Annotated in this window: 12 protein-coding genes; 8 read left to right on the forward strand and 4 right to left on the reverse strand. The window is 47.5% G+C overall.

The features are described 5' to 3' along the window. Positions 1-266 precede the first annotated feature (266 nt). The 8 genes from CLV93_RS07410 to CLV93_RS07445 all read left to right on the forward strand — a co-directional run bounded on the left by CLV93_RS07410 (position 267) and on the right by CLV93_RS07445 (position 16,757). The gene (locus CLV93_RS07410; protein WP_106541554.1) at positions 267-3,302 is read left to right on the forward strand and encodes a SusC/RagA family TonB-linked outer membrane protein; all 3,036 of its coding nucleotides are present in this window, start codon (positions 267-269) and stop codon (positions 3,300-3,302) included. Positions 3,303-3,314: 12 nt separating this feature from the next. Beyond that, a complete protein-coding gene (locus CLV93_RS07415; RefSeq protein WP_106541555.1) occupies positions 3,315-4,853 on the forward strand; it encodes a RagB/SusD family nutrient uptake outer membrane protein in 1,539 nt (512 codons plus the stop codon). A 13-nt stretch (positions 4,854-4,866) separates the two neighbouring features. After that, the gene (locus CLV93_RS07420) at positions 4,867-6,621 is read left to right on the forward strand and encodes a LamG domain-containing protein (protein ID WP_106541556.1); all 1,755 of its coding nucleotides are present in this window, start codon (positions 4,867-4,869) and stop codon (positions 6,619-6,621) included. 268 nt (positions 6,622-6,889) lie between these two features. Then, positions 6,890-8,254, forward strand: a complete 1,365-nt coding sequence (locus CLV93_RS07425) for a glucoamylase family protein (protein WP_246187268.1) — start codon at positions 6,890-6,892, stop codon at positions 8,252-8,254. Between the two features lie 25 nt (positions 8,255-8,279). After that, on the forward strand, positions 8,280-10,688 hold the full coding sequence (locus CLV93_RS07430) for a glucoamylase family protein (RefSeq protein ID WP_106541558.1): 2,409 nt from the start codon (positions 8,280-8,282) through the stop codon (positions 10,686-10,688). Positions 10,689-10,741: 53 nt separating this feature from the next. After that, on the forward strand, positions 10,742-13,087 hold the full coding sequence (gene bglX / locus CLV93_RS07435; protein WP_246187269.1) for a beta-glucosidase BglX: 2,346 nt from the start codon (positions 10,742-10,744) through the stop codon (positions 13,085-13,087). 295 nt (positions 13,088-13,382) lie between these two features. Continuing rightward, positions 13,383-15,098, forward strand: coding sequence for a sulfatase family protein (locus CLV93_RS07440; protein ID WP_106541559.1), 1,716 nt, complete (start codon positions 13,383-13,385; stop codon positions 15,096-15,098). A gap of 39 nt (positions 15,099-15,137) precedes the next feature. Further along, positions 15,138-16,757 (forward strand): sulfatase family protein, encoded by a 1,620-nt coding sequence (locus CLV93_RS07445; protein ID WP_106541560.1) that lies wholly within the window; start codon positions 15,138-15,140, stop codon positions 16,755-16,757. Between the two features lie 98 nt (positions 16,758-16,855). Here the strand turns inward: CLV93_RS07445 and CLV93_RS07450 are convergent, their stop codons facing one another. The 4 genes from CLV93_RS07450 to CLV93_RS07470 all read right to left on the reverse strand — a co-directional run bounded on the left by CLV93_RS07450 (position 16,856) and on the right by CLV93_RS07470 (position 21,986). Beyond that, complete coding sequence (locus tag CLV93_RS07450) at positions 16,856-18,655, reverse strand: hypothetical protein (RefSeq protein WP_106541561.1); 1,800 nt, start codon at positions 18,653-18,655, stop codon at positions 16,856-16,858. Positions 18,656-19,111: 456 nt separating this feature from the next. After that, entirely contained in the window at positions 19,112-20,623 is a 1,512-nt protein-coding gene (locus CLV93_RS07460) for an acyl-CoA dehydrogenase family protein (RefSeq protein WP_106541563.1), read from the reverse strand. Positions 20,624-20,837: 214 nt separating this feature from the next. After that, complete coding sequence (locus tag CLV93_RS07465) at positions 20,838-21,311, reverse strand: GyrI-like domain-containing protein (RefSeq protein WP_246187270.1); 474 nt, start codon at positions 21,309-21,311, stop codon at positions 20,838-20,840. A gap of 36 nt (positions 21,312-21,347) precedes the next feature. Beyond that, entirely contained in the window at positions 21,348-21,986 is a 639-nt protein-coding gene (locus CLV93_RS07470; RefSeq protein ID WP_106541564.1) for a DUF4937 domain-containing protein, read from the reverse strand. Positions 21,987-22,008 lie beyond the last annotated feature (22 nt).

Here is a 22,008-nt window from a genome sequence, read left to right on the forward strand (position 1 = left end):
CTCCTTTTATCATCATTCTGCATGATTTTATCAAAACATGTTGTACATCATATTAACATTTTTTTACATGTTTTAATAATTAGGAACACACTTAAACCCTGACTATAAGACACTTAATCATTTAAACATTATGATATGAGTAGCAATGATGAGGCGATTTTTACACTTCACTTCACGATGAGAATAAGTAGTGTGGAAAGATTTTAAACAGCTAAAGAGAACCGGCCTAATTTTAATTCCACAAACTGTTACAAAAAAGTGAACCTATGAAAAAATTAACGATTCTCTTTTCTTTATTAATTTCGGTTGCAACAGTTTTCGCCCAACAGCGAATAACTGTCTCCGGTACGATTACCGAAGCTGCCACCGGAAACCCCATCCCGGGGGTAACTGTTCTGGTCAAGGGGACGACCACAGGAACTGTTACTAATGTCGATGGCCAATATACCATCGAGGCAACCGGTGATGCTGTACTGACTTTCAGCTTTGTCGGAATGGAAAGTCAGGATATTGCCGTTAATAACCGAACGAATATCGATGTTTCGATGCAGCCTTCCACCCAACAGGTCGACGAGGTTGTAGTAGTAGGTTACGGTAAATTAAATGTAAAAGACCTGACTTCATCTATCGCTACCGTGAAGTCAGATGAGTTGGTCAAAACACCCACAGGACAGGCCATGCAGGCTTTGCAGGGGAAGGTTGCCGGTGTACAGATTATCAACTCGGGAGCTCCGGGTGGTGCACCAACCGTTCGAATCAGGGGAATTGGTTCTTTCCCCGGCAGCAGTGATTCAAGTCCTTTATACGTTGTCGATGGAGTATATTTTGACAACATCGACTTCCTTAACCCGTCTGACATACAAACTTTATCGGTATTGAAAGATGCTTCAGCTGCTGCAATCTATGGTGTAAGAGCAGCCAATGGCGTTGTATTGATTACAACCAAAAAAGGTACTTTGAATACCAAATCGCAGGTAAGTTACGACGGCTACATCGGGGTTCAGGTACCTCAGAATGTATTGAAAATGGCCAATGCAGAGCAGTTTGTCAACTACGTTAATCAAACGGGAGCAGCTGCTGATATAAGTTATATCGCCAATGCCATGCAGCGCTACGGCAGAAGCCGTATCAACCCGAATGTACCGGATGTCAACACAGACTGGTATAAAGAGATCATGCATTCAGCATCACGCCAGCAAAATCATTCTCTCTCTATCACCGGAGGTGACAAAAACACCGATTATTCACTGGGAATGAGCTACTTTGAACAACAGGGACTGTTAAAAACCAAAAACTCGTATGAACGACTGAACCTCAGGGGTAACCTGGATCAGGAGGTCAACAACTGGTTGAAAGTTGGACTGAACCTGAATTTAAGTAATGGAATTAAATATATAGCGGATGACGGAGCCTGGTTTGCAGCCTATCACGCTGTCCCGGTCTTACCTGTATATGATCAGGATAATTACGATCAGCTGACAGCAGATAATGTTGCCTATGCAAGCAATTATGCAAGTGCACAATTGTTAGGTTATCGTGGGGCACAAAACCCGTTCTTTAACCTTGCTTATACGAACCACCGGCAAGATATTAAGAAGGTATACGCAGGCGCTTACAGTGAAATATCCATCATACCCCAAAAACTAACATTCAAAACAGATTACAACGTGTCGTGGATGTTCTTGAGGGACCGTAACGTTGGATTACCGTATTATGTTACTACGAACACGAACAGACCTCTTTCAACTCTGACTACTTCCAGAACGTTGCAAGCCAATAAATATTTAGACAACGTACTGACCTACACGGATAAATTCGGTCGTCATAACGTCACGGCCATGGCAGGAACCTCATACCGCGACGAGTGGTACGACTGGTTGAAAGGATATGCGGAAGACGTACCGCTCCAGCCTAATTCATGGTATATTGGTCAGTCCCGTTCCGAAGACTCCAAAACTGTTGATGACAATGCAGAAAGAATTTACGGAATGTCCTATTTTGGCCGTATTGCCTATAATTACGGAGGTAAATACCTGGCATACTTCACGCTTCGTAGAGAAGGCACCTCCAAGTACCAGGAGAAATGGGGTACATTCCCTGCGTTCGGACTCGGTTGGGTCGTTTCTGAAGAAAACTTCTTCAAAAATGTGAGATTCATTAATTACCTCAAACTTAGAGGTGGTTGGGGCCGACTCGGAAATGACAAAATTGCCCGTCAGGATGGAGCCAATACGACTACTCCTGTTTACATCGCTGTCGACGACACCAAAACTGATGGTACCACAACGACCAGTACATTTGGTTACCTGGGATGGGAAATCGTCGAAGGTAAAAACGCTGGTCTGAGTGCCCGTTTATTCGACAGCCGTCTGAATATTGAGTCTGACTACTATATCAGGGATACCAAAGACGCAGCCATTCCCGTTCTCCTCAAACTGCAGCCCGGAAGTGTTCTGAAGAATGTGGGTGTTATCCGGAACTCAGGATTTGAACTCTCGTTAACCTGGAATGATCAAATATCAAAAGACTTAAGCTATACAATCGGTGCCAATATATCCACACTGAAAAATGAAGTACGAGACCTTTACGGACAGCAATATCTAGATGGTGGAAGTGCTGAATTCCGTCAACGGTCGCAGGTGGGTGAACCGCTGCTCTCATTCTACGGATATCAGGTTGCCGGTGTATACCAAAACCAAGCCGAAATAGATGCCGATCCGATCGCAACGGATAATGGTCTTGTTCCCGGGGACTTCAAATTTGTTGACCAGAACAACGACCAGGTAATCGACGATAATGACAAAGTATTCTTAGGCTCTTATTTCCCGGATTTGACATACGGTGCAAATCTTGGCTTAACTTATAAGAACATCGAATTCTCGATGAGCATCATGGGACAAAGAGGAAATAAAATCCTGAACCGAAAAAGAGGCGAGATCATTTGGACCAATGACACGAACATCGATGCTGACCTTGCCAACGGACTATGGCATGGAGAAGGAACTTCCAATAAGTATCCTTCAGCTGCAGCCCTCAGACGTGGTTGGGACCAGAACTTCAGCGATTACCTCCTTGAAGATGGCTCATTCTTCCGGATTCAAAATGTCCAGCTTGCCTACAATATCAAAGGCTCGAAATTGTTAGGTGCCGGTATGCCCGATGCAAGGGTTTATGTAACCGCAGAGAAACCTCTGACTGTATTTAACTACAACGGCTTTAGCCCGGAAGTTCCCAACGGTATCGACCGTCAGTTCTACCCGGTTCCGGCAGTTTATACGATTGGACTTAATCTTAAATTCTAAATTCTCCGAAAGATGAAATTAAACAAGATAAAAATACGCTATTATCTGCCTGTTCTTCTCAGCGGGCTGTTAATGCTACCGGTATCCAGTTGTACCGACAAATTAAATGCACCTTTTGAAGATGAATCATTTACAAGTGATGTGGATTACTCGAAAGGGCAAGACATGATTTTGCCGCTCATTGGGGCATATTCCAAATTCTATGATCAGTCATGGGATGGAGCTATCACCTACAGTTTACGCGGTGACGATGTTGATGCAGCTGGTGACCAGGCTCCTATGCAGGAGCAGGACAACTATAGCTACCAGGCCAGTCACTGGAATATCAATGCATTATGGCAACACCAGTATGATGCCATTGTGAATATTTTCACCGAAATCGATGAAATCAACAAGTACCGGCCTGCTGCCAACAATGATGCGCTGGCAGATCAGTATATTGCTGAATGCCGCGTCATGAGAGCGTGGGAATACCTGACGCTGGCCAAAACCTTCGGTGGCTGTATTATCATCGACCAACTGGATAACATTCAGAATACGCCGGTGAGCAACAAGCAGGAAGTAATGCAGTACATCGTGGATGAGATGAACGAAGTGATTCCGGATTTACCGGCGGTAAGACCTAACGAGCGCACCGACGTAAAAGGTGGAATTACTCAATTCACAGCATACGCCATCCAGGCAATGGCTTACCAGGAAATGGAAAATTACCAGGGAGTTGTTGATGCCACTTCGGCTATCATCAATTCCGGTAAGTTCAGTTTGTCAAATGACTTTTACCACCTGTTTAAAACAGCCGGTAAATTGAACGATGAAAACATTCTGGAATTCCAGTTCTCAGACTTTGGACAAGGACAGGGCGATAGTTTTAATCACCTGTTTGCGCCATATGGTACCGGAGCCTGGACACCTGTAGTTGCTGGAGCTGGAGCTGGATGGGGATTCTATGCACCATCGCTGAAATACGTCGAATTCATGCTCGACAGAGGTGAAACCGTTCGCTTGGAAACATCCGTTGTTTTCACACCGGACGGCATCACTCAACTTCAAAACGACTACGGTACACTTCCCAGTTGGATTAGTAATACAAACAGGGAAGGCGACGTGTTTAACAATACTCCCCGTTTGAATTTCGGAAGTGGTAAGTTTATCCAACCGTCTACTGAATTGATACCTGGAAGAACTTCTCCGGGAAGCAATAAGAATTTTATTGTTATCCGGTATTCCGAAATGTTGCTGATGTATGCAGAAGCCCTGACCAGGGGTGCGTCGAGCAATATTAGCATGACCGCCGACCAGGCCGTGAATATGGTAAGAGAACGTGCAAATTTGGGAGATCTGAGCGGTGTAACCACACAACAGGTTCTCGATGAGAAATTTGCAGAGCTTGCCACTGAGTGGGGTATCCGTTTCTTCGACATGGTACGGACTAAAAATACAGCTGAACTGAGCTATGGAGGCAGAACATTTACCATGGACAAGGCTTATTTGCCTTTCCCGGCAGCTCAGGTGTCTACACTGCCGCAATTGGCAGACGGAGTCCAAAACTAAAAAACGAACCGAAATGAAAATATACAGTAAATTAATCGTTTTTGCATTGACACTCTTCCTGTTCAATGCATGTACGCAAGACTATATCGACTCAATCACTAAGGTAGATCCGGGAACCGATGAGTCGGCACCGCAGATAACGGTAAACTTTCCACCGGACGGATACGAGCTCCAGACAAATGAAGCGGTTACTTCTATCGATATTGATTTTAAGGTAACAGATGACATTGAAATCAAATCGATATCTCTGAAGGTTGACGGAGCTGAAATCAACAATTACAGCGAGTTCAAAGACTACCGGGTAGCTATGGAGAAGTATACATACGATAATGTAACGACTGGCTCGCACGTTCTTACCGTTGAAGCAACCGATACGGATGGAAAAACGTCAACGACGAATGTCAATTTCACCAAAGCTCCGCCTTACGTTCCAAAGTATGCTGGAGAGACATTCTACATGCCGTTTAACAACGAATACCGGGAGATGAACAGCCTGACACTGGCAACTGCTGTTGGTATGCCTGGCTTCACCGATGGTATTCAGCAAGGAACAGCTTACCAGGGAGCGGCTGATTCGTATCTGACGTTCCCGGCAACAAGTTTACAGGGAGACGAATTCAGTGCGACATTCTGGCTGAAGCTTCCTTCTACGATCGATGGTCCAGCCGGACTTTTGGTAATGAGTCCGGAAGACACGAATAATCCGGATGCACAAAATGTGAGAACCAGTGGTTTCCGACTCTTCTATGACAATTCTGGAGGACTGGCCCAAATTAAAGGTAATGTGGGCACCGGCGACGGCGAAACCTGGGTTGACGGTGGCGATGCTGCCAAGTTCGACCCGGCAGTCAATAACGGTTGGCTTCATGTTGCGTTCACGATTTCCAAAACAGCAGCTACCCTTTATGTGAATGGTCAGCTCATTAAGCAAAGTGCTACTACCGGAGTTGATTGGACCGGTTGCGATCTGCTTTCTATCATGTCGGGTGCTCCGCGATTCACCGGTTGGGGACATTATTCCTGCACGGGAGATATGGACGAGTTACGACTCTACAACAAAGCACTTTCCCAGGCGGAAATTCAAACCATGATGTTGAAAGAGGAATCAATGTTCCACATGGGCTTTGACGGAAATTACAAAGATGCCGTGAGCGGCGATGCTGCAACAGTCGTGGGCTCACCTGACTATGCCTATGGCGACGGTGTTTCCGGCGATGCTTACCAGGGAGCGACTGATTCTTATCTGACATTCCCGACAACCGGCTTGCAGCAAAGTAATGAATTCAGTGCGAGCTGCTGGCTGAAACTGCCGTCAACCATTGATAGTAACGCTGGTATTTTGGTGATGGGACCGGAAGACACCGCAAATCCGGATGCACAGAACGACAGAACAAGTGGTTTCCGCTTCTTCTATGATAATTCGGGTGGTCTGGCCTATTTCAAGGTAAATGTCGGTACCGGTTCCGGAGAAACCTGGGTTGATGGTGGCGATGCAGCTAAAGTTGACCCGGCTGTTAACAGTGGCTGGATCCATCTGGCGATGACGATTTCAGGAACGGACGTGGCCTATTACATCAACGGGCAACAGGTAGGAACCGCTACGACTACCGGAATTGACTGGACGGGTTGCGATTTGTTCTCCATTATGTCAGGAGCGCCCCGGTTCACCGGATGGGGACACTTGTCATGTACAGGAGAGATGGATGAATTGTACCTGTTCAATAAAGCACTTTCAGCTGATGAAGTAACACTACTGGCAAATGAGTAGCAGCAATACAGTGGTATTTTATACTTACACCAACTGTAAATCCGCTGCGTTCTCAAACGTCATTTTTCATAGATTAGATAGGTTCTTCTGACAGTGGGAATGGCTGCCCGGAAGCATCCGGGCAGCTTTTTCTATCTAAACAACCTGCCAGACAAGGCATGATCTGTCTCTTCTATCCTTTTGGAAACAATCTTTTTTTGACATCCGAATAAACCAAACAAACAGGGATTCTCTGCCCTGAAAGAGCACCGAGCATATGAAAATATTGATGACAAGCCTACTCCTGCTCCTAATGGCTGGATGCGTTCATTCCGGTAAAAAAGATGGGAAACAGGAAGCAAAAAAGGGGAGATATGCTGACCTGACCGACAATCAACTGCTGGATACAGTTCAATACCAAACCTTTCAATATTTCTGGGACGGAGCCGAGCCCAATTCCGGGATGGCCCGCGAACGGATTCACATGGACAATGAATATCCGCAGAACGATCAAAACGTGGTAACATTGGGAGGTTCCGGCTTTGGAGTGATGGCTATCCTGGTAGGCGTCGATCGTGGTTTCATTACCCGCGAAGAAGCGTTTGCCCGTTACCGGAAGATTGTCGATTTTCTGGCAAAAGCCGACCGGTTCCATGGCGCGTGGCCGCACTGGTTACATGGCGAAACGGGAAAGGTAAAGCCTTTCAGCAAAAAAGACGATGGCGGCGATCTGGTCGAAACGGCTTTTATGATACAAGGCTTACTGACAGTCGCTCAATACTTTAAACATGGCGATGCCGCCGAGCAACAACTCGCTTCTGATATTCAGAAATTGTGGGAAGAAGTGGACTGGAACTGGTACACCAAAGGTGGCGAAAACGTTTTGTACTGGCACTGGTCGCCCGATTACGGCTGGGACATGAACTTCCCGGTAGGCGGTTACAACGAATGCCTGATTATGTATGTGCTGGCAGCTTCGTCACCCACCCACCCTATTCAGCCGGCCGTGTATCACGAAGGCTGGACCTGCCACAGAGCCATCGAAAAAGACACAGTGTACTACGGACTTCATACTGTCCTCAATCATTACGAACACAACAATGATCCGGTGGGGCCGCTGTTCTGGGCACATTACTCATACCTGGGACTCAATCCACATGGATTATCCGACGAGTACGCCGATTACTGGAAACTCAACCGCAACCACGCGCTAATCAATTACCGTTATGCGCTCGACAATCCGAAAGGATACAAAGGATACGGAAAAGATCAATGGGGACTTACCTCCAGCTATTCCATGAAAGGATATGCTGGCCATCATCCCGGTGAAGCGGATCTAGGTGTGATTTCTCCAACCGCTGCACTTTCGTCCTTCCCATACACGCCCAAAGAGTCAATGCAATTCCTGAAATATCTCTACCTGAAAGCCGATTCATTGGTTGGAGAGTACGGTCCGTACGACGCCTACAGCGACACCTATCATTGGTATACGCCTCACTACCTGGCTATCGACCAGGGACCGATTCCGGTGATGATTGAAAACTACCGGACCGGTTTGCTCTGGAAATTATTCATGCAAAATGAAGATGTTCAAAATGGACTGAAGAGACTCGGCTTTACCGTCGCACCCGATTCCGCAAAAGCGGAAGATTGAATTACAACCATTAACTGAACCGAAAATGAATAAAAGCAGGCTAGTCGTTCTCATCATTTTAATCGGACTTTTCCGCACCGGATGGGCGCAGGAAGTAACCTTCTTTTCGGAAGGAACGGACGCAACTTACTATGACCAGGGACTGGTGGATGTGGCCAATCTGGGCGAAAGTACCTTCGAGCATACCTATCCGCCGGGAGCACCGCAATACGACGATAAAGTTCCCTGCTCAACCACGGCTTACCAGGGAGCTACTTCGCTGAAATTTAACTACACCTCCTCTCCTAACGGAAACTGGAAAGCAACGATCTTCCGTAACGATTGGTCCACAGCCGATATCTCGGGAATGGATTCCATTTCGTTTTACGTTTACACGGATAATGCTTTCCCGGCTTCGGCCTTACCGCTAATTGGCATCAGAGCCATTCAGGCTGGTGGCACTTCCGAAGTTTCTTCCCAGTTATACCCGTTAGCCGATTACAACAACGACCTGCAAACCGGACAATGGAACCGGGTTACCTTTCCGCTAAGCGTAATCTTTAACGATTCAAACAACAGCACACTCGATTTCACGAAAGCAAAAGGAATTATTTTCAATCAATCGGAGAACGATAACAGCTCGAGGCTGATCCTGATTGACCAAATTACCACTTTTAAAAGCATCACTGACGTACCGGCAGTCACCGGACTTACTGCTACCGGTTATGACAGCCATGCCGAGCTGACCTGGACAATTCCCATGAACGATTTGTCCTACCGGGTTTATGCTTCATTCGATGGCGGGCAGAACTTCGAACTCCGGGGCGAAACGACAAAGAATTACTACCTGGACTTCGTTCCCGCAAGTGCAAAAAATTCAACCATTACGTACCGTGTCACTGCTACGACCCAAGGAAAGGAGTCTACCCCTGTTGAACAAACCGCTACCCTCAGGGACTTTACCGATGATGAATTGCTGGATATGACCGAACGGTATGCCTTCCGCTATTTCTGGGAAGGTGCGCACCAGGCGACCGGGATGGCACTCGAACGCTCCAATGGTAATGGAACAACAGCTGCTTCAGGTGCTACCGGGATGGGATTGATGGCCCTGATAGTGGCTTATGAACGGGAATACCGTCCACGCGACGAAATCAAAGACCGGATTCTAAAAATCCTGAATTTTCTCGAAAACTGCGATCGACATCATGGAGCCTGGTCGCACTGGTATAATGCCGATACATACAAAACGCAGCCGTTCACTACCGATGATGATGGTGGCGATTTGGTCGAAACGTCGTATGTAGTGCAGGGACTGATTGCCCTGAAAAACTACTTCACGGGAACGGATGACAAATCGGTTCAAATCAGGCAAAAGGCTGACCTGCTATGGAAAGGCGTTGACTGGGACTGGTACCGGCAGGATGGACAAAACGTACTGTATTGGCACTGGTCGCCCAACTACGGCTTTGCCAAAAACATGAAAGTGCAGGGCTGGAATGAGTGCGTCACAACATACCTGATGGCTGCCGCCTCTCCTACACATGGCATTCCCAAAGAAGTGTATGAACAGGGCTGGGCCCGCAACGGTAGTATCGTTAACCCACGCACATTCTACAATTTTCCCATCAGTTTGTCACCCGACTGGGGCGGTCCGTTGTTCTGGATTCACTACTCTTTCCTGGGAATCAATCCGCACGGGTTGAAAGACCGGTATGCCGATTACTGGCTGGAAAATGTCAATACGGCAAAGATTCATCACGCCTACGCGGTCGACAATCCAAAGAATTTCCCGAATTACAGCGACAAGTGTTGGGGTCTCACCGCCAGCGACGACCCGGACGGCTACACTGCGCACAGACCATACGATAACGACAATGGAACCATTAGTCCGACGGCTGCTCTGGCCAGCATGCCATACACGCCCGAAGAATCTTTGAAGGCATTAAAATATTTCTATCGCGAACGCGGACAGGAACTGTTTGGCTTGTACGGACCTTACGATGCATTCAATGATGTTGTAAACTGGGTTCAGCCAGCCTACATTGGAATTGACCAAGGCCCGATTGTGGCGATGATTGAAAACTACCGGACCGGTTTGCTTTGGAACACCCTGATGAAGGACAGCGACGTGCAGGCCGGATTGGATAAGCTCGGCTTCCAGTACGAAACCTCAACCGACGTTAACGATATTCTCAGCAACAGACAGGAATTCGGTGCATATCCCAATCCGGGAAACGGACAGGTATATATTGACTTTCCGGCTATCAATACACAGCGCGCTGTAGGAGTGAATGTTTTCTCTCTCGACGGCCGGTTGGTTTTGAAGAAGAACATAACAAGCTCCGGTGCTGAGATTTTTGTCGACTGTTCTGCTTTGCCCGACGGAATGTATATCCTGCAGCTAGTCAACGGCAACAACTATGGCCAAACCAAACTGGTCATTCGGAAATAAGCCAAAAAACATAGTTTGATAAATAAGGAAAACCGATAAAGACCCAATAAACAATGAAGCAACGAGTGAACATGCCCATATCGCTTTTGATATGGCTAACGCGATGGACGAAACAGTTAAAACGGAAACTTTATCTGCCGGTAATGCTGCCAATTCTGGTAGCAGCCTGCACGTCGACAAATCATCAGTCTCCCATGGACCGGAAGATTGATGGTCTGATGAAGCAGATGACACTGGAGGAGAAGATTGGCCAGTTGAACTTACCCGGAGCGGGTGATATCACCACCGGCGAAGCAACCAATTCCGACATCGCCTCTAAAATAAAGGCTGGTGAAGTGGGCGGTCTTTTCAACATCAAAACGGCCGAAAAAATTCTGGAAGTACAAAAAATAGCTGTTGAGCAAAGCCGGTTGAAAATTCCGTTGATTTTTGGGATGGATGTCATTCATGGTTACCAAACGGTATTTCCCATTCCGTTGGGACTGTCCTGTAGCTGGGATATGCCGCTGATTGAACAGTCGGCTCGCATTGCAGCGATTGAGGCCAGTGCCGACGGGATCTGCTGGACTTTCTCTCCAATGGTGGATATTTCCCGCGACCCGCGCTGGGGACGAATGGCAGAAGGAAGTGGAGAAGACCCGTATCTGGGTTCTGAAATCGCCAAAGCCATGGTCAAAGGCTACCAGGGTGACTCGCTGACCAAAAACAACACCATCATGGCGTGTGTAAAGCATTTTGCTTTGTATGGTGCTGTAGAAGCCGGACGTGATTATAACACCACCGATATGAGCCGTATCCGGATGTACAACGAATATTTTCCGCCCTACAAGGCAGCGGTGGACGCCGGCGCGGGAAGTGTGATGACGTCCTTCAACGAAGTCGATGGCATCCCAGCCAGCGGCAATAAATGGCTGATGACCGATGTTCTGCGCAAGCAATGGGGCTTCAAAGGATTCGTGGTAACCGATTTTACAGCGATTAATGAAATGACCGCCCACGGAATGGGTGACCTGCAAACGGTTTCAGCACTGGCTTTGAAAGCCGGAGTCGACATGGACATGGTAGGTGAAGGCTTCGTCAAAACGCTCAAAAAGTCGCTGGAAGAAGGAAAAGTCACACAGGAGGAGATCGACCGGGCCTGTCGCCTTGTTCTCGAAGCGAAATACAAGCTGGGACTGTTCGACGAACCGTATCGCTACTGCGACACGCAGAGAGCAAAAACAGAGATCTTCACACCTGAACACCGCAAAATTGCCCGCGAAACAGCAGCCCAAAGTTTTGTTCTGCTCAAAAATGAAAAACAGGTTCTGCCCTTGCCGAAAAAAGGCACCATCGCCCTGATTGGACCATTGGCAGCGAACCGCGAAAACATGGATGGTACCTGGAGCGTCGCCGGCGATTTCAAAAAATCGGTTTCGTTGTTGGATGGTATCCGAAATGTGGCTGGCGACAAGGTGAAAGTGATTTACGCTAAAGGTGCTAACGTGGTTGCGGACTCAGCGCTGGAAGCACGCGTAAGCATATTTGGCAAACCCACCTACCGGGATAACCGCCCGGCTGATGTAATGATTCGTGAAGCGGTGAATGCTGCCCGCAAAGCCGATGTGGTGGTGGCCGCTCTGGGCGAAGCCGCAGAGATGAGCGGTGAAAGCTCCAGCATGTCGCACATTGAACTGCCGGAGAACCAGCGTGAATTGCTCAAAGCACTGCTTAAAACCGGAAAGCCGGTCGTCATGGTACTCTTCAACGGACGACCGATGGCCATCAAATGGGAACAGGAACATGTTCCTACCATCCTCGATGCATGGTTTGGTGGAACCGAAGCGGGTAACGCCATTGCTGATGTGCTGTTCGGCGATGTCAATCCTTCCGGGAAACTGACTGCCACCTTCCCGCAAAACATGGGACAGGTGCCCATTTTCTACAACCACAAAAACACCGGCCGTCCGCTTCCGAAAGGAAAATGGTTCACCAAATTCCGCTCCAACTACCTGGACGTTTCCAATGCTCCGCTGTATCCGTTTGGATTTGGATTAAGCTATACGACTTTCGACTACGGTAAACTAAAACTGAGCAGCGCTTCCCTTACCGGAAACGAGACGCTCACTGTTTCGGTTCCGGTCACGAACTCCGGTAACCGGGAAGGAAAAGAAGTAGTTCAGCTTTACATCCGCGATATGGTGGGAAGTGTTACCCGTCCGGTGAAGGAACTCAAAGGATTTCAGAAGATCGACCTGAAAGCCGGCGAAACAAAAACAGTGACCTTCCACATCACGCCCGACGACCTGAAATTTTACAACTACGATTTGAATTACGACTGGGAACCGGGTGATTTTGAAATCATGGTGGGCGGTAACTCACGCGATGTACAAACCTCAACAGTCAACTGGAAAAAGTAACAAGAAAAAAATATAAATCGGAGATTATTCACAACATAGAAATAGATTGTCCTAATCAATCTTCATAGAAGATTCACGGCTGTTCCGGTGCATCCGGAATGGTCGTGAATCATGCCATCGTGCAGAACTGTTAATTTCTTCATTTTAAATACAGAAAGAAAGATGTTAAATTAGGAAGGTTGTGACGTGACGAAACAAGGGACAAACCGGGGAACAACTCCCTTTAGCACACGTGACTATTTGCAGAAGCCTATCTGAAAGCAAACCGCTGTCTAACGAACGAAAAGATTCCATCATGAAACTAAAAACCAACCTTACCTGGATTTTACCTTCCGTTTCTTTGTTGTTTTCGTCATGCCAGCATCAGCAGAAGGAGGAAAAGCTCAACTTTCTTCTCCTGACGTGTGAAGATATCAGCCCTGACTTAATCATGTACGGCGACTCCACAGCCAACACGCCCAATCTGGACAAGTTGGCAAGCGAAAGCATGATATTCACACACGCGTATACTACGGTTGGCGTTTGTGCTCCTTCACGTTCGTCTATCATCACCGGGATGTATCCCATTTCCATCGGGACCCAAAACATGCGTACCGGCAAAGACTACGTCGGCTGGGGAATGAGAAAATATGGCGCCCCGTCGAATGCAACGGATTTGGAAGGAAACCATGTACCGCTTTACTCGGCGGTGATACCTCCCTACGTGAAATGTTTTACCCAATATCTTCGAAAAGCGGGCTACTACTGCACCAACAACTTCAAAACCGACTATCAGTTCGCTGCGCCGGTCACCGCGTGGGATGCCAACAGCAGAACAGCCAGCTGGAAGAATCGAAAGCCGGGACAACCTTTCTTCGCGGTTTTTAACGATATGGTGACCCACGAGTCCCGAATCTGGATGAATGCCGATCTGGAGCAAACCGTGAATCCGCAGGCCGTCGCTGTTCCATCGTTTTTCCCCGATAATGAAATTGTAAGGACCGATATGGCCCGCAACTATTCGAACATTGAATTACTGGACAAACACATTGGAAAGAAACTGGAAGAACTGAAAAAGGCAGGCTTGCTGGACAAAACCGTTATCTTCTTTTTCAGCGACCACGGCGGTCCGCTTCCGAAAGAAAAACGGGAATATACCGAAGACGGTCTGCACGTGCCCTTCATGGTCCGCTTTCCGCATGGCAAAGGAGCCGGTTACGTCAACGACATGATTTCGTTTGTGGACATTGCCCCTACTATTTTGTCGCTGGCCGGTACCCCGATACCGGATTATATGCAGGGACAAGCCTTTTTAGGTGACCAGAAAGCGAAAACTCCCCGCAAATACATCTTTGGTTCTGCCGACCGCTTCGATGAAATTGCGGACCGGTGCAGAAGTGTTTCCGATGGCCGTTTTTACCTCGTCAAAAACTTCCATCCCGAATTGCCGGCTTACAAAGACCTGGCCTACCGGAAAAACATCCCGATGATGCGGGAACTTCTTCGGGAAAGAGATAACGGAGAATTAAATGCCGATCAGATGTACTGGTTTCGGAAACACAAAACACCGGAAGAGCTATATGACACGAAAACCGATCCGCATTGTATTCATAATTTGATTGACGACCCGCAATACGCTGCCAAAATTGAAGAATTAAGGCCGGTGTTACTAAAATGGATAAAAGAGTCGCATGACCTCGGCGCCATGCCGGAAGCCCAAATGGTTGAGAGCATGTGGCCTGATTTCGTTCAGCCAGTCACACTGTCGCCCCGGGTGAATATGGAAAACGGAAAAGTCTCGATAACCTGCCAGACCAAAGGGGCGTCGCTGGCTTACATTCTCTCTGACGAGGAGATACAACCCAATCTGAACAGCGATTGGTTACTTTATTCCCAACCCATTGAGAAACCCAAACACAAATATTTGTACGCTCTGGCTACCCGCATTGGTTATCGCGATAGCAAAGTGCTGGAGGTAAAAGCAAATAAAATGAAAGTAGACACGCTCGACGCAATGAAGCCAATACAATGAACACCCAAAATAAATTTATACAACTTAATCTAGGAGACTATGAATAAATCAAGACTCTCAACCGTTGCACTGACTTCGGTTGGGTTGGGAGCTTTAAGTTTGTTTTCTGCCTGCAACCAAAAGGCACCGGCGCCTAAAAAGCCCAACATCATTTTCATCATGAGTGATGATCATGCTTACCAGGCGATTAGTGCGTACGATCAAAAGTTGATTCAAACGCCCAACATTGACCAGATTGCCAACCAGGGAGCGCGTTTCGATCATTGCTTCGTCACGAATTCGTTGTGTAGTCCCAGCCGTGCGGTAATTCTAACGGGGCAGTACAGCCACCGGACCGGTGCGCGGGACAACTCCTTTTCAATGAGAATCAAACCGGACATTACGACTTTCCCCATGCTGTTGCAAAAAGCCGGTTATCAAACAGCCATTGTTGGGAAATGGCACCTCCTCAACAAACCGAAAGGTTTCAACTACTCTTCCATCCTGATTGGACAGGGAAATTATTATAATCCCGATTTTATTACGAATGGCGACACGGCCCGGGCGCATGGTTATGCGACTGACATTACCATGGATAAGGCGCTTAACTGGCTTTCGAATATGCGGGACAAAAGCAGTCCATTCTGTCTGATGATTCACAACAAGGCGCCGCACCGCGATTGGCTGCCCGATACGACCGATTTCCAGGAATTCAGCAAAGACCTTCCTTTGCCGGCCACGTTGTTCGACGACTATTCCGGACGGGGGAAAGCCGCCCACGAGCAGATGATGGAAATCGACAAAAACATGCACCTGTATAATGATTTGAAATATAATGCATCGGGGCCGATACCCAACGACGCACCTACCGACCTTCGTCGTGAGCTTGACCGCATGGATAGTGCTCAACGCGCCACCGTACTTAAATTCTACGCTAGCGAAGATGCAAAGGTAGATACGTCCAAAATGACGCACCGGGAATTCGTTATCTGGAAATATCAGCGGTACGTAAAAGATTACCTCCGCTGTATTCGTTCGGTTGACCGGAACGTAGGCCGGTTGCTCGATTATTTGAAACAGGCGGGATTGCTCGACAATACCCTGATTGTTTATACTTCGGACCAGGGAATGTATCTTGGAGAGCATGGCTGGTTTGACAAACGGTTCATGTACAAACAGTCGTTCCGGACGCCGTTGTTGATGCGCTATCCGCCGAAAATCAAGCCCGGCACCGTAGTTGATGCGATGGCCATGAATCTCGATTTTGGTCCAACCTTCCTTGACCTGGCTGGTGTTCCGAAACCTGATTACATGCAAGGCACTTCACTGGTGCCGTTGTTCGGTGGACAAACGCCGCCAGACTGGAGAAAGGCAGTTTACTATCATTTCTATGAATACCCCGGCTGGCATGCGGTAAAACGTCATTATGGTATCCGGACACAGCGATATAAGCTCATCCATTTTTATTACAATGTGAACGAGTGGGAGTTATACGATCTGAAAAACGATCCGGAAGAGATGCAGAATGTTTATGACAAGCCGGATTACAGGCTAGTCAGAGATTCGTTGACGACACAGCTGCGCTTGCTGCAGAAGAAATACGGGGATTCCGATTCACTGGCAGAGAAATTTTTGGAGCATGATAAACCCATGATGGATAGATTTAAGAACGTCTATTAATGACGATGAGACATTGGACTGATTCTAACTGAAAGCGAACTATCCATCCAAATGTAGAGTTCCCCGCCTGATGCTAAGCAACGGGCGAGGATATTCTTTTATTTCAAACTTTCAATTTCGCCTACGAGACGTTGCAGTGCTTTTTTGCTGTTTTCCAGCTCCGCTAAAATGCCGGCTTTGGTGTCTTCAAATTTCTCTTTCGCTGAACTGAACAGTCCCTGGTAGTAATTAATTCCCTTTTCGAGGTTACCGGCAAACGACGACAGGTATTTTTCCTGCTTAACGGTCACCGATTTTTTAGTTTCTTCTACCTTATCCTTCAGGTAATCGATGTAAATCTTCAGCTCTTTCACAAACATATTGGGACGATCGGCGCGGGCCATCATGTTGCCGCGGCCATAAATGTGATCGGTAATTTCCTTCAGACTAACCACTTTATTGAAATAAGCCATGTTAGGTCCGGGACAAACGGATACGCCCTCCCCTTCGTCTTTGGTATCCATATGATGCGCTTTCAGGGCCGATGTTCCCAGTCCGACGCAAATGCAGGATTTATCAATCACCGCGTTCACTTTTTCCTGGTAGGTCTCTTCGGACATTCCTTCTTTTTTCAGCTCTTTCAATTTCAGCAGCTGGTAATGCCGCGAAGCCGGACAAATTCCCTTTTCGGTGAATTCGTTGTTCAACGCCACGTATTTCTTCGGGCACGGACTTCCCGGCTTTCCACCCTGGGCCCAGGCCATTTTCTCTACGTCTTTCGTGTTACCACGAAGATTATTAAACGGCACGCCCAGCGGAGAAATGTTACTCAGGTACAAATCGTCTTCTTTGGCTTCCGCCAGTTTATTCATGGTTTCATCATCCACGGTAGTGGCTTCCGGAACCAACAAAAACGGGGAGCCCCAACCGACGGAATCAATCTGGTAATGCTCGATAAGGAACTGGTGCTCTTCAGCCGTTCCAACACCTCCTTGTGCGGTAATTTTCAGCGGAAGCGTATGTTCAGGAACAACCCGGTTCTTCGCGGCCAGCGCCTGTACCATGATGTCATGTACTTCCTGAATTAGTTTTTCCCGGTTATCCCGGAATTCGGCGAGAATCGGTCCCATCAGGTTACCTTCGGTGGCAAAAGCATGCCCCCCGCAGTTCAGGCCCGATTCAATCCGGTACTCCGAAACCCACAGTCCTTTCTTAGCCAAGAACTTTCCCTGGATAAATGCCGAACGGAAATCGCTGACTTTTAAAACGATTTTCTTTTTGACGTACCCATTTTCATCGGGAAAGAAGTCGTCGAAATGTTCCAGGTAACTGTACAAGCGCGGGTTCATTCCGGCCGAAAGCACGATACTCGAATGCAAATCGCTGTTGGCAAAACCGCGCAACGCAGCGTGCGCATCGTTAAACTCAACCGGTAATTTCTCTTTATGCTGATAGTTGTCCTTATCAATTTTGGTCATGATGTTGACATCGATGCTACCCATCGAGAGGTTTTCCCGGAGCCAGTTACCAACTTCATCCCAATTGATGTACTTTGCCGTCCGCTTCTTGAACTCCTGTTTAATCATCGAGCTATCGGGCAGCATATTGATGTATTCCCTGATTTCGTCTTTCTTTTCCAGTGCAGCGCTCTTCAGCTCTTCGAGCTTGCGTTCGGCCACGCTGTTCATCAGGTTAAGATAGGACGTGATCCGCTTGGCACGAAAGTCCTCAATCTTTTCGGAAATTTCCTGGTAAGGCATTTCGAACTTTTCGCAATACATCTTCCGCAGTTTCTCAAGCAGCATGTCATCTACCAGCGAAATGACAGAATCGATGCCCAAATGCGCAACCTTCAGCGGTGTGTCAATGGTATATCCGATTCCCATAACGGGAATATGAAACGAGTGAGTGTTGGCCATAATGATATTTGTTATTCGGTAAACGCTGGAATGGGCTGCAGTGGCTTGCGGGTATTTTTTTCGACCTTGGGAAAGTTCCGGCCGGCGGGAGATTATCTGTTCTTCCTCTTCAAATCCTTCTCGTCATTGCTGCCTCGAAGGCAACGTTTAACTCTTATTTTCTCATGCTATTGTCATTCAATCGGCACAAGATAACGGAAATTTGAGGGCTTCGACGATATGGGGCCTTATATAGATTTCTTCTGTATTACGCTTAAAGGTTTCAGGTTGGAGCTAAGATGTTCCGTTAGATGCTGGTCTGGGAGGGTCACGATATATCGTGACCGGGCATTAACCCGTTACAGGTTGTACGACGATATATTCATTGTGAAGGATTGACGAAGACTTTAGGTATAAAAAAAGGATGTCATCACTCAGAGTGACAGACATCCTTTTGCATATTTTAGAATAAACGTTCTAGCTGAACTTCAGCCACGAACTGTCTTCACGGTAGTCGACTACCGGAACGGTTTTCATTTCGAATTTGTATGAACTGACCAGCATCGCGATGTCGTGCCGGATGGTTTCGATGCTTTCTTTAATCAAATCACCACGGAAACCTTTTGTTCCCAGATCGACCACGTGATTGGCTGCAATCACCTTGCTGATAATCTTACCCAAATCAACAACCTTCCGTTGCGGTAAATCGAAATCGACTTTGAAATTGACCAGCGACTTGAAATAGTCGGCTGCCCGCTCGGTCAGATTATACGACTGGAAGAAATCCAACAGGTTCACCTCTTTCTTCTTCCGCATCATCTTCAGAACACCTTCCGATATCTGCGTGTACAGCATGTCGTTCGAGCCTTCGAAAATCTGGAAGGGCCGTGAGTCCATGATTCCCCGCGAACCTACGTTCTCGGCCTTGTAGCCGTTCGCTCCCAGCAGCTGTGTGAGCGTCTGTGCCGACTCCTGCATCAGGTCGGTAATGAAAGCTTTCATGCTACCGGCTTCCACAGCATCGGGCGACAGGTCATGTTCGATACCACTGTGTTCTGCACTGCGCGAGCACATGGCGGAACTAATGGTAAATGCACTTTGAATCCGCGTAATCTGGTGTTTCACCTGGTCGAGGGACATCAGCGATTTCCCTCCGACAAAACGCGAAGTCACCTGCTCAATCGCCTCATCCATCATCCGGTGAATAAAGCCCATACCCATTCCCGGGAACTGGAACCGGCTACGGTGCAACAGGTCCATCATCAACTTCAATCCGGTGGTTTCCGGCTTCAGTTTATTCTCTTCAGGGACTTTAATATCGACGATATTCTTCCCGTAAGGAATCGGGTACAACCCGATGTTGTTATAGTATTCCTGGACTTCGATACGTTGTTCGGGCTGGTGCGCGTCGCAAACAAAAAAGTCGATGTCGCGTCCTAACCGGCCGTCTGCCGTTTTGGGCCGCGAGGTCATCAGCCAGTAATCGGCCATCCCGGTCAGGCCTTGCCAGTGCTTGGTCCCCTGAATATGATAGTGTGAGCCTTCTTTTACATTAAAAGTCTGCATATTCAATGCATCGCTGCCATAATCCGGTTCCGTAATCATCAGTCCCCCCATGTTTTGCTTATTCAGGAACCGTTTGAAGATATCGCCTTTGACCGAATCCTGGGCATACTTAACCACCGGTTCCAGAAAAAGAGCGATGTTGATGCCAAAAATCAACGACAATGGCAACGACTCGTACGACGCAGTTTCCAATACGCCCAGACACTCCTTTACCTTCACTCCCCTGCCTCCATAGGCTTCGGGAATGGCAACCGATAACGGATTCCGGGACATGATGTCGCGCAATACGACGGCAGGAAATCCCCTCTGCTGAATAAATTTCTCAATGTCATCCCGCTCATAAAAAACACTCTTCAATGTCTCTTTCAACGAGTTGAGAAACGTGCTAAACGGAATTTGACCTGTACTTTCAGAAATAGTCATTATTGTATTTTGTTTGATGTAAATGCCATGCTATTTAAAACGTCTCTAAATTTACGCTTAATCATGCAGATTCCATAAAGGAATATCAACATACAACAGCAAGCAAAGGGCAAATAATGTTCACAGGTGGGAATAAAAAACAGTATAACTGTCGTTATGATCAATACAATCGTCTTGTTCAATCACCGCAACAAGCTCTTCGCTCCTGATCCTTCTACTTGACCGATATATAAATATCGACTTCAGCCTTGTTCCAATCCAAACTGCGCTCATCATATATTTCGTAGTCGGCATTGTACGCCCGGTCCATATCCGAACGCCAGATATATTGCCAGGCTTCTGCTATGCAAGCCGGCATCTGTCCCCGGGCAGTCACTTTCTCAAAAGGTCCACCCGGAATCACCAACTCATCCATCTCTTCAGGGACCGGAACTCCTTCTTCCACGGGGCAGCCAATAAAATAGGAAAATGCCTGCGTGTAATCGCCATCGTATTGATGATATACCGCTATAACATTCTCGTTTACCTTTCCGGGAACACGACTGGCTACCGCTTCTTTTTCAAAACGCTGCCAGAGACTTCCGCAATCGACCATCGACTGGCCATTGTCGTTGGTGGTTTTTCCGGGCAATGCCAGCCCAATCAACCGTATTGGTGTCTTCACCGTATACTCTGTCACTTTCATCATGGTCTTTAAGGTTAAATGTACCAGATGGTACGAATTTTAGGCAAGGACGTTCCACGATTTGACCAAACGAACCTGTTTCCCGGTAATCGCATGAAGATCATCGGTTACCGAAGCCCTTTCCCGAAGAAGCGGGACCTGTTCGGTTTGATAATGGTCATGATGCACTGCTGTGTCCCAGAAAGTGGAAACCAGGTAACGATTGGATCCATCCTCTGCTTTGGAGAACATTCCACGTAACATGCCCTCCGCTTGTTGCATCGCCGGCAACCAAACCGATTGTTGTACCGACTCGAAATGTTCGGTTCGCCCGGAATGTACCTCACAGTCAGCAATACGTAACAACTCGCCGGTTCTCACGGCTTCAACCAACGAAGCCGCTTGTCCTTCCATTTCCAACAGGCCATCGAAATAAGCAACGTTAATAGCGTGATAAGTTTCCGATTGCCGGTTTTCCTCAACGACCCGGTCATGCAGACTGACCATGAACCGTTCGGCGTGCCCCCGGCTCTCCCAAAAGGCAATGATGCAGGCTTCATTCTCCGACTGGACATTCCATCCACCCACCTGCGCAATAAAACCTTCAGCTTGTCCAGTCGATATCCATTGCTCCTGCGCACGGGAAAAAGCGTCCTTCATTCCCTCCTTCACCTGGCAAACAATCCATTTGATGTACATAAGCTTGCTTTTATCGAAGCAT

It is taken from the genome of Prolixibacter denitrificans, from assembly GCF_003014495.1.
Classification (GTDB): Bacteria; Bacteroidota; Bacteroidia; order Bacteroidales; family Prolixibacteraceae; genus Prolixibacter; species Prolixibacter denitrificans.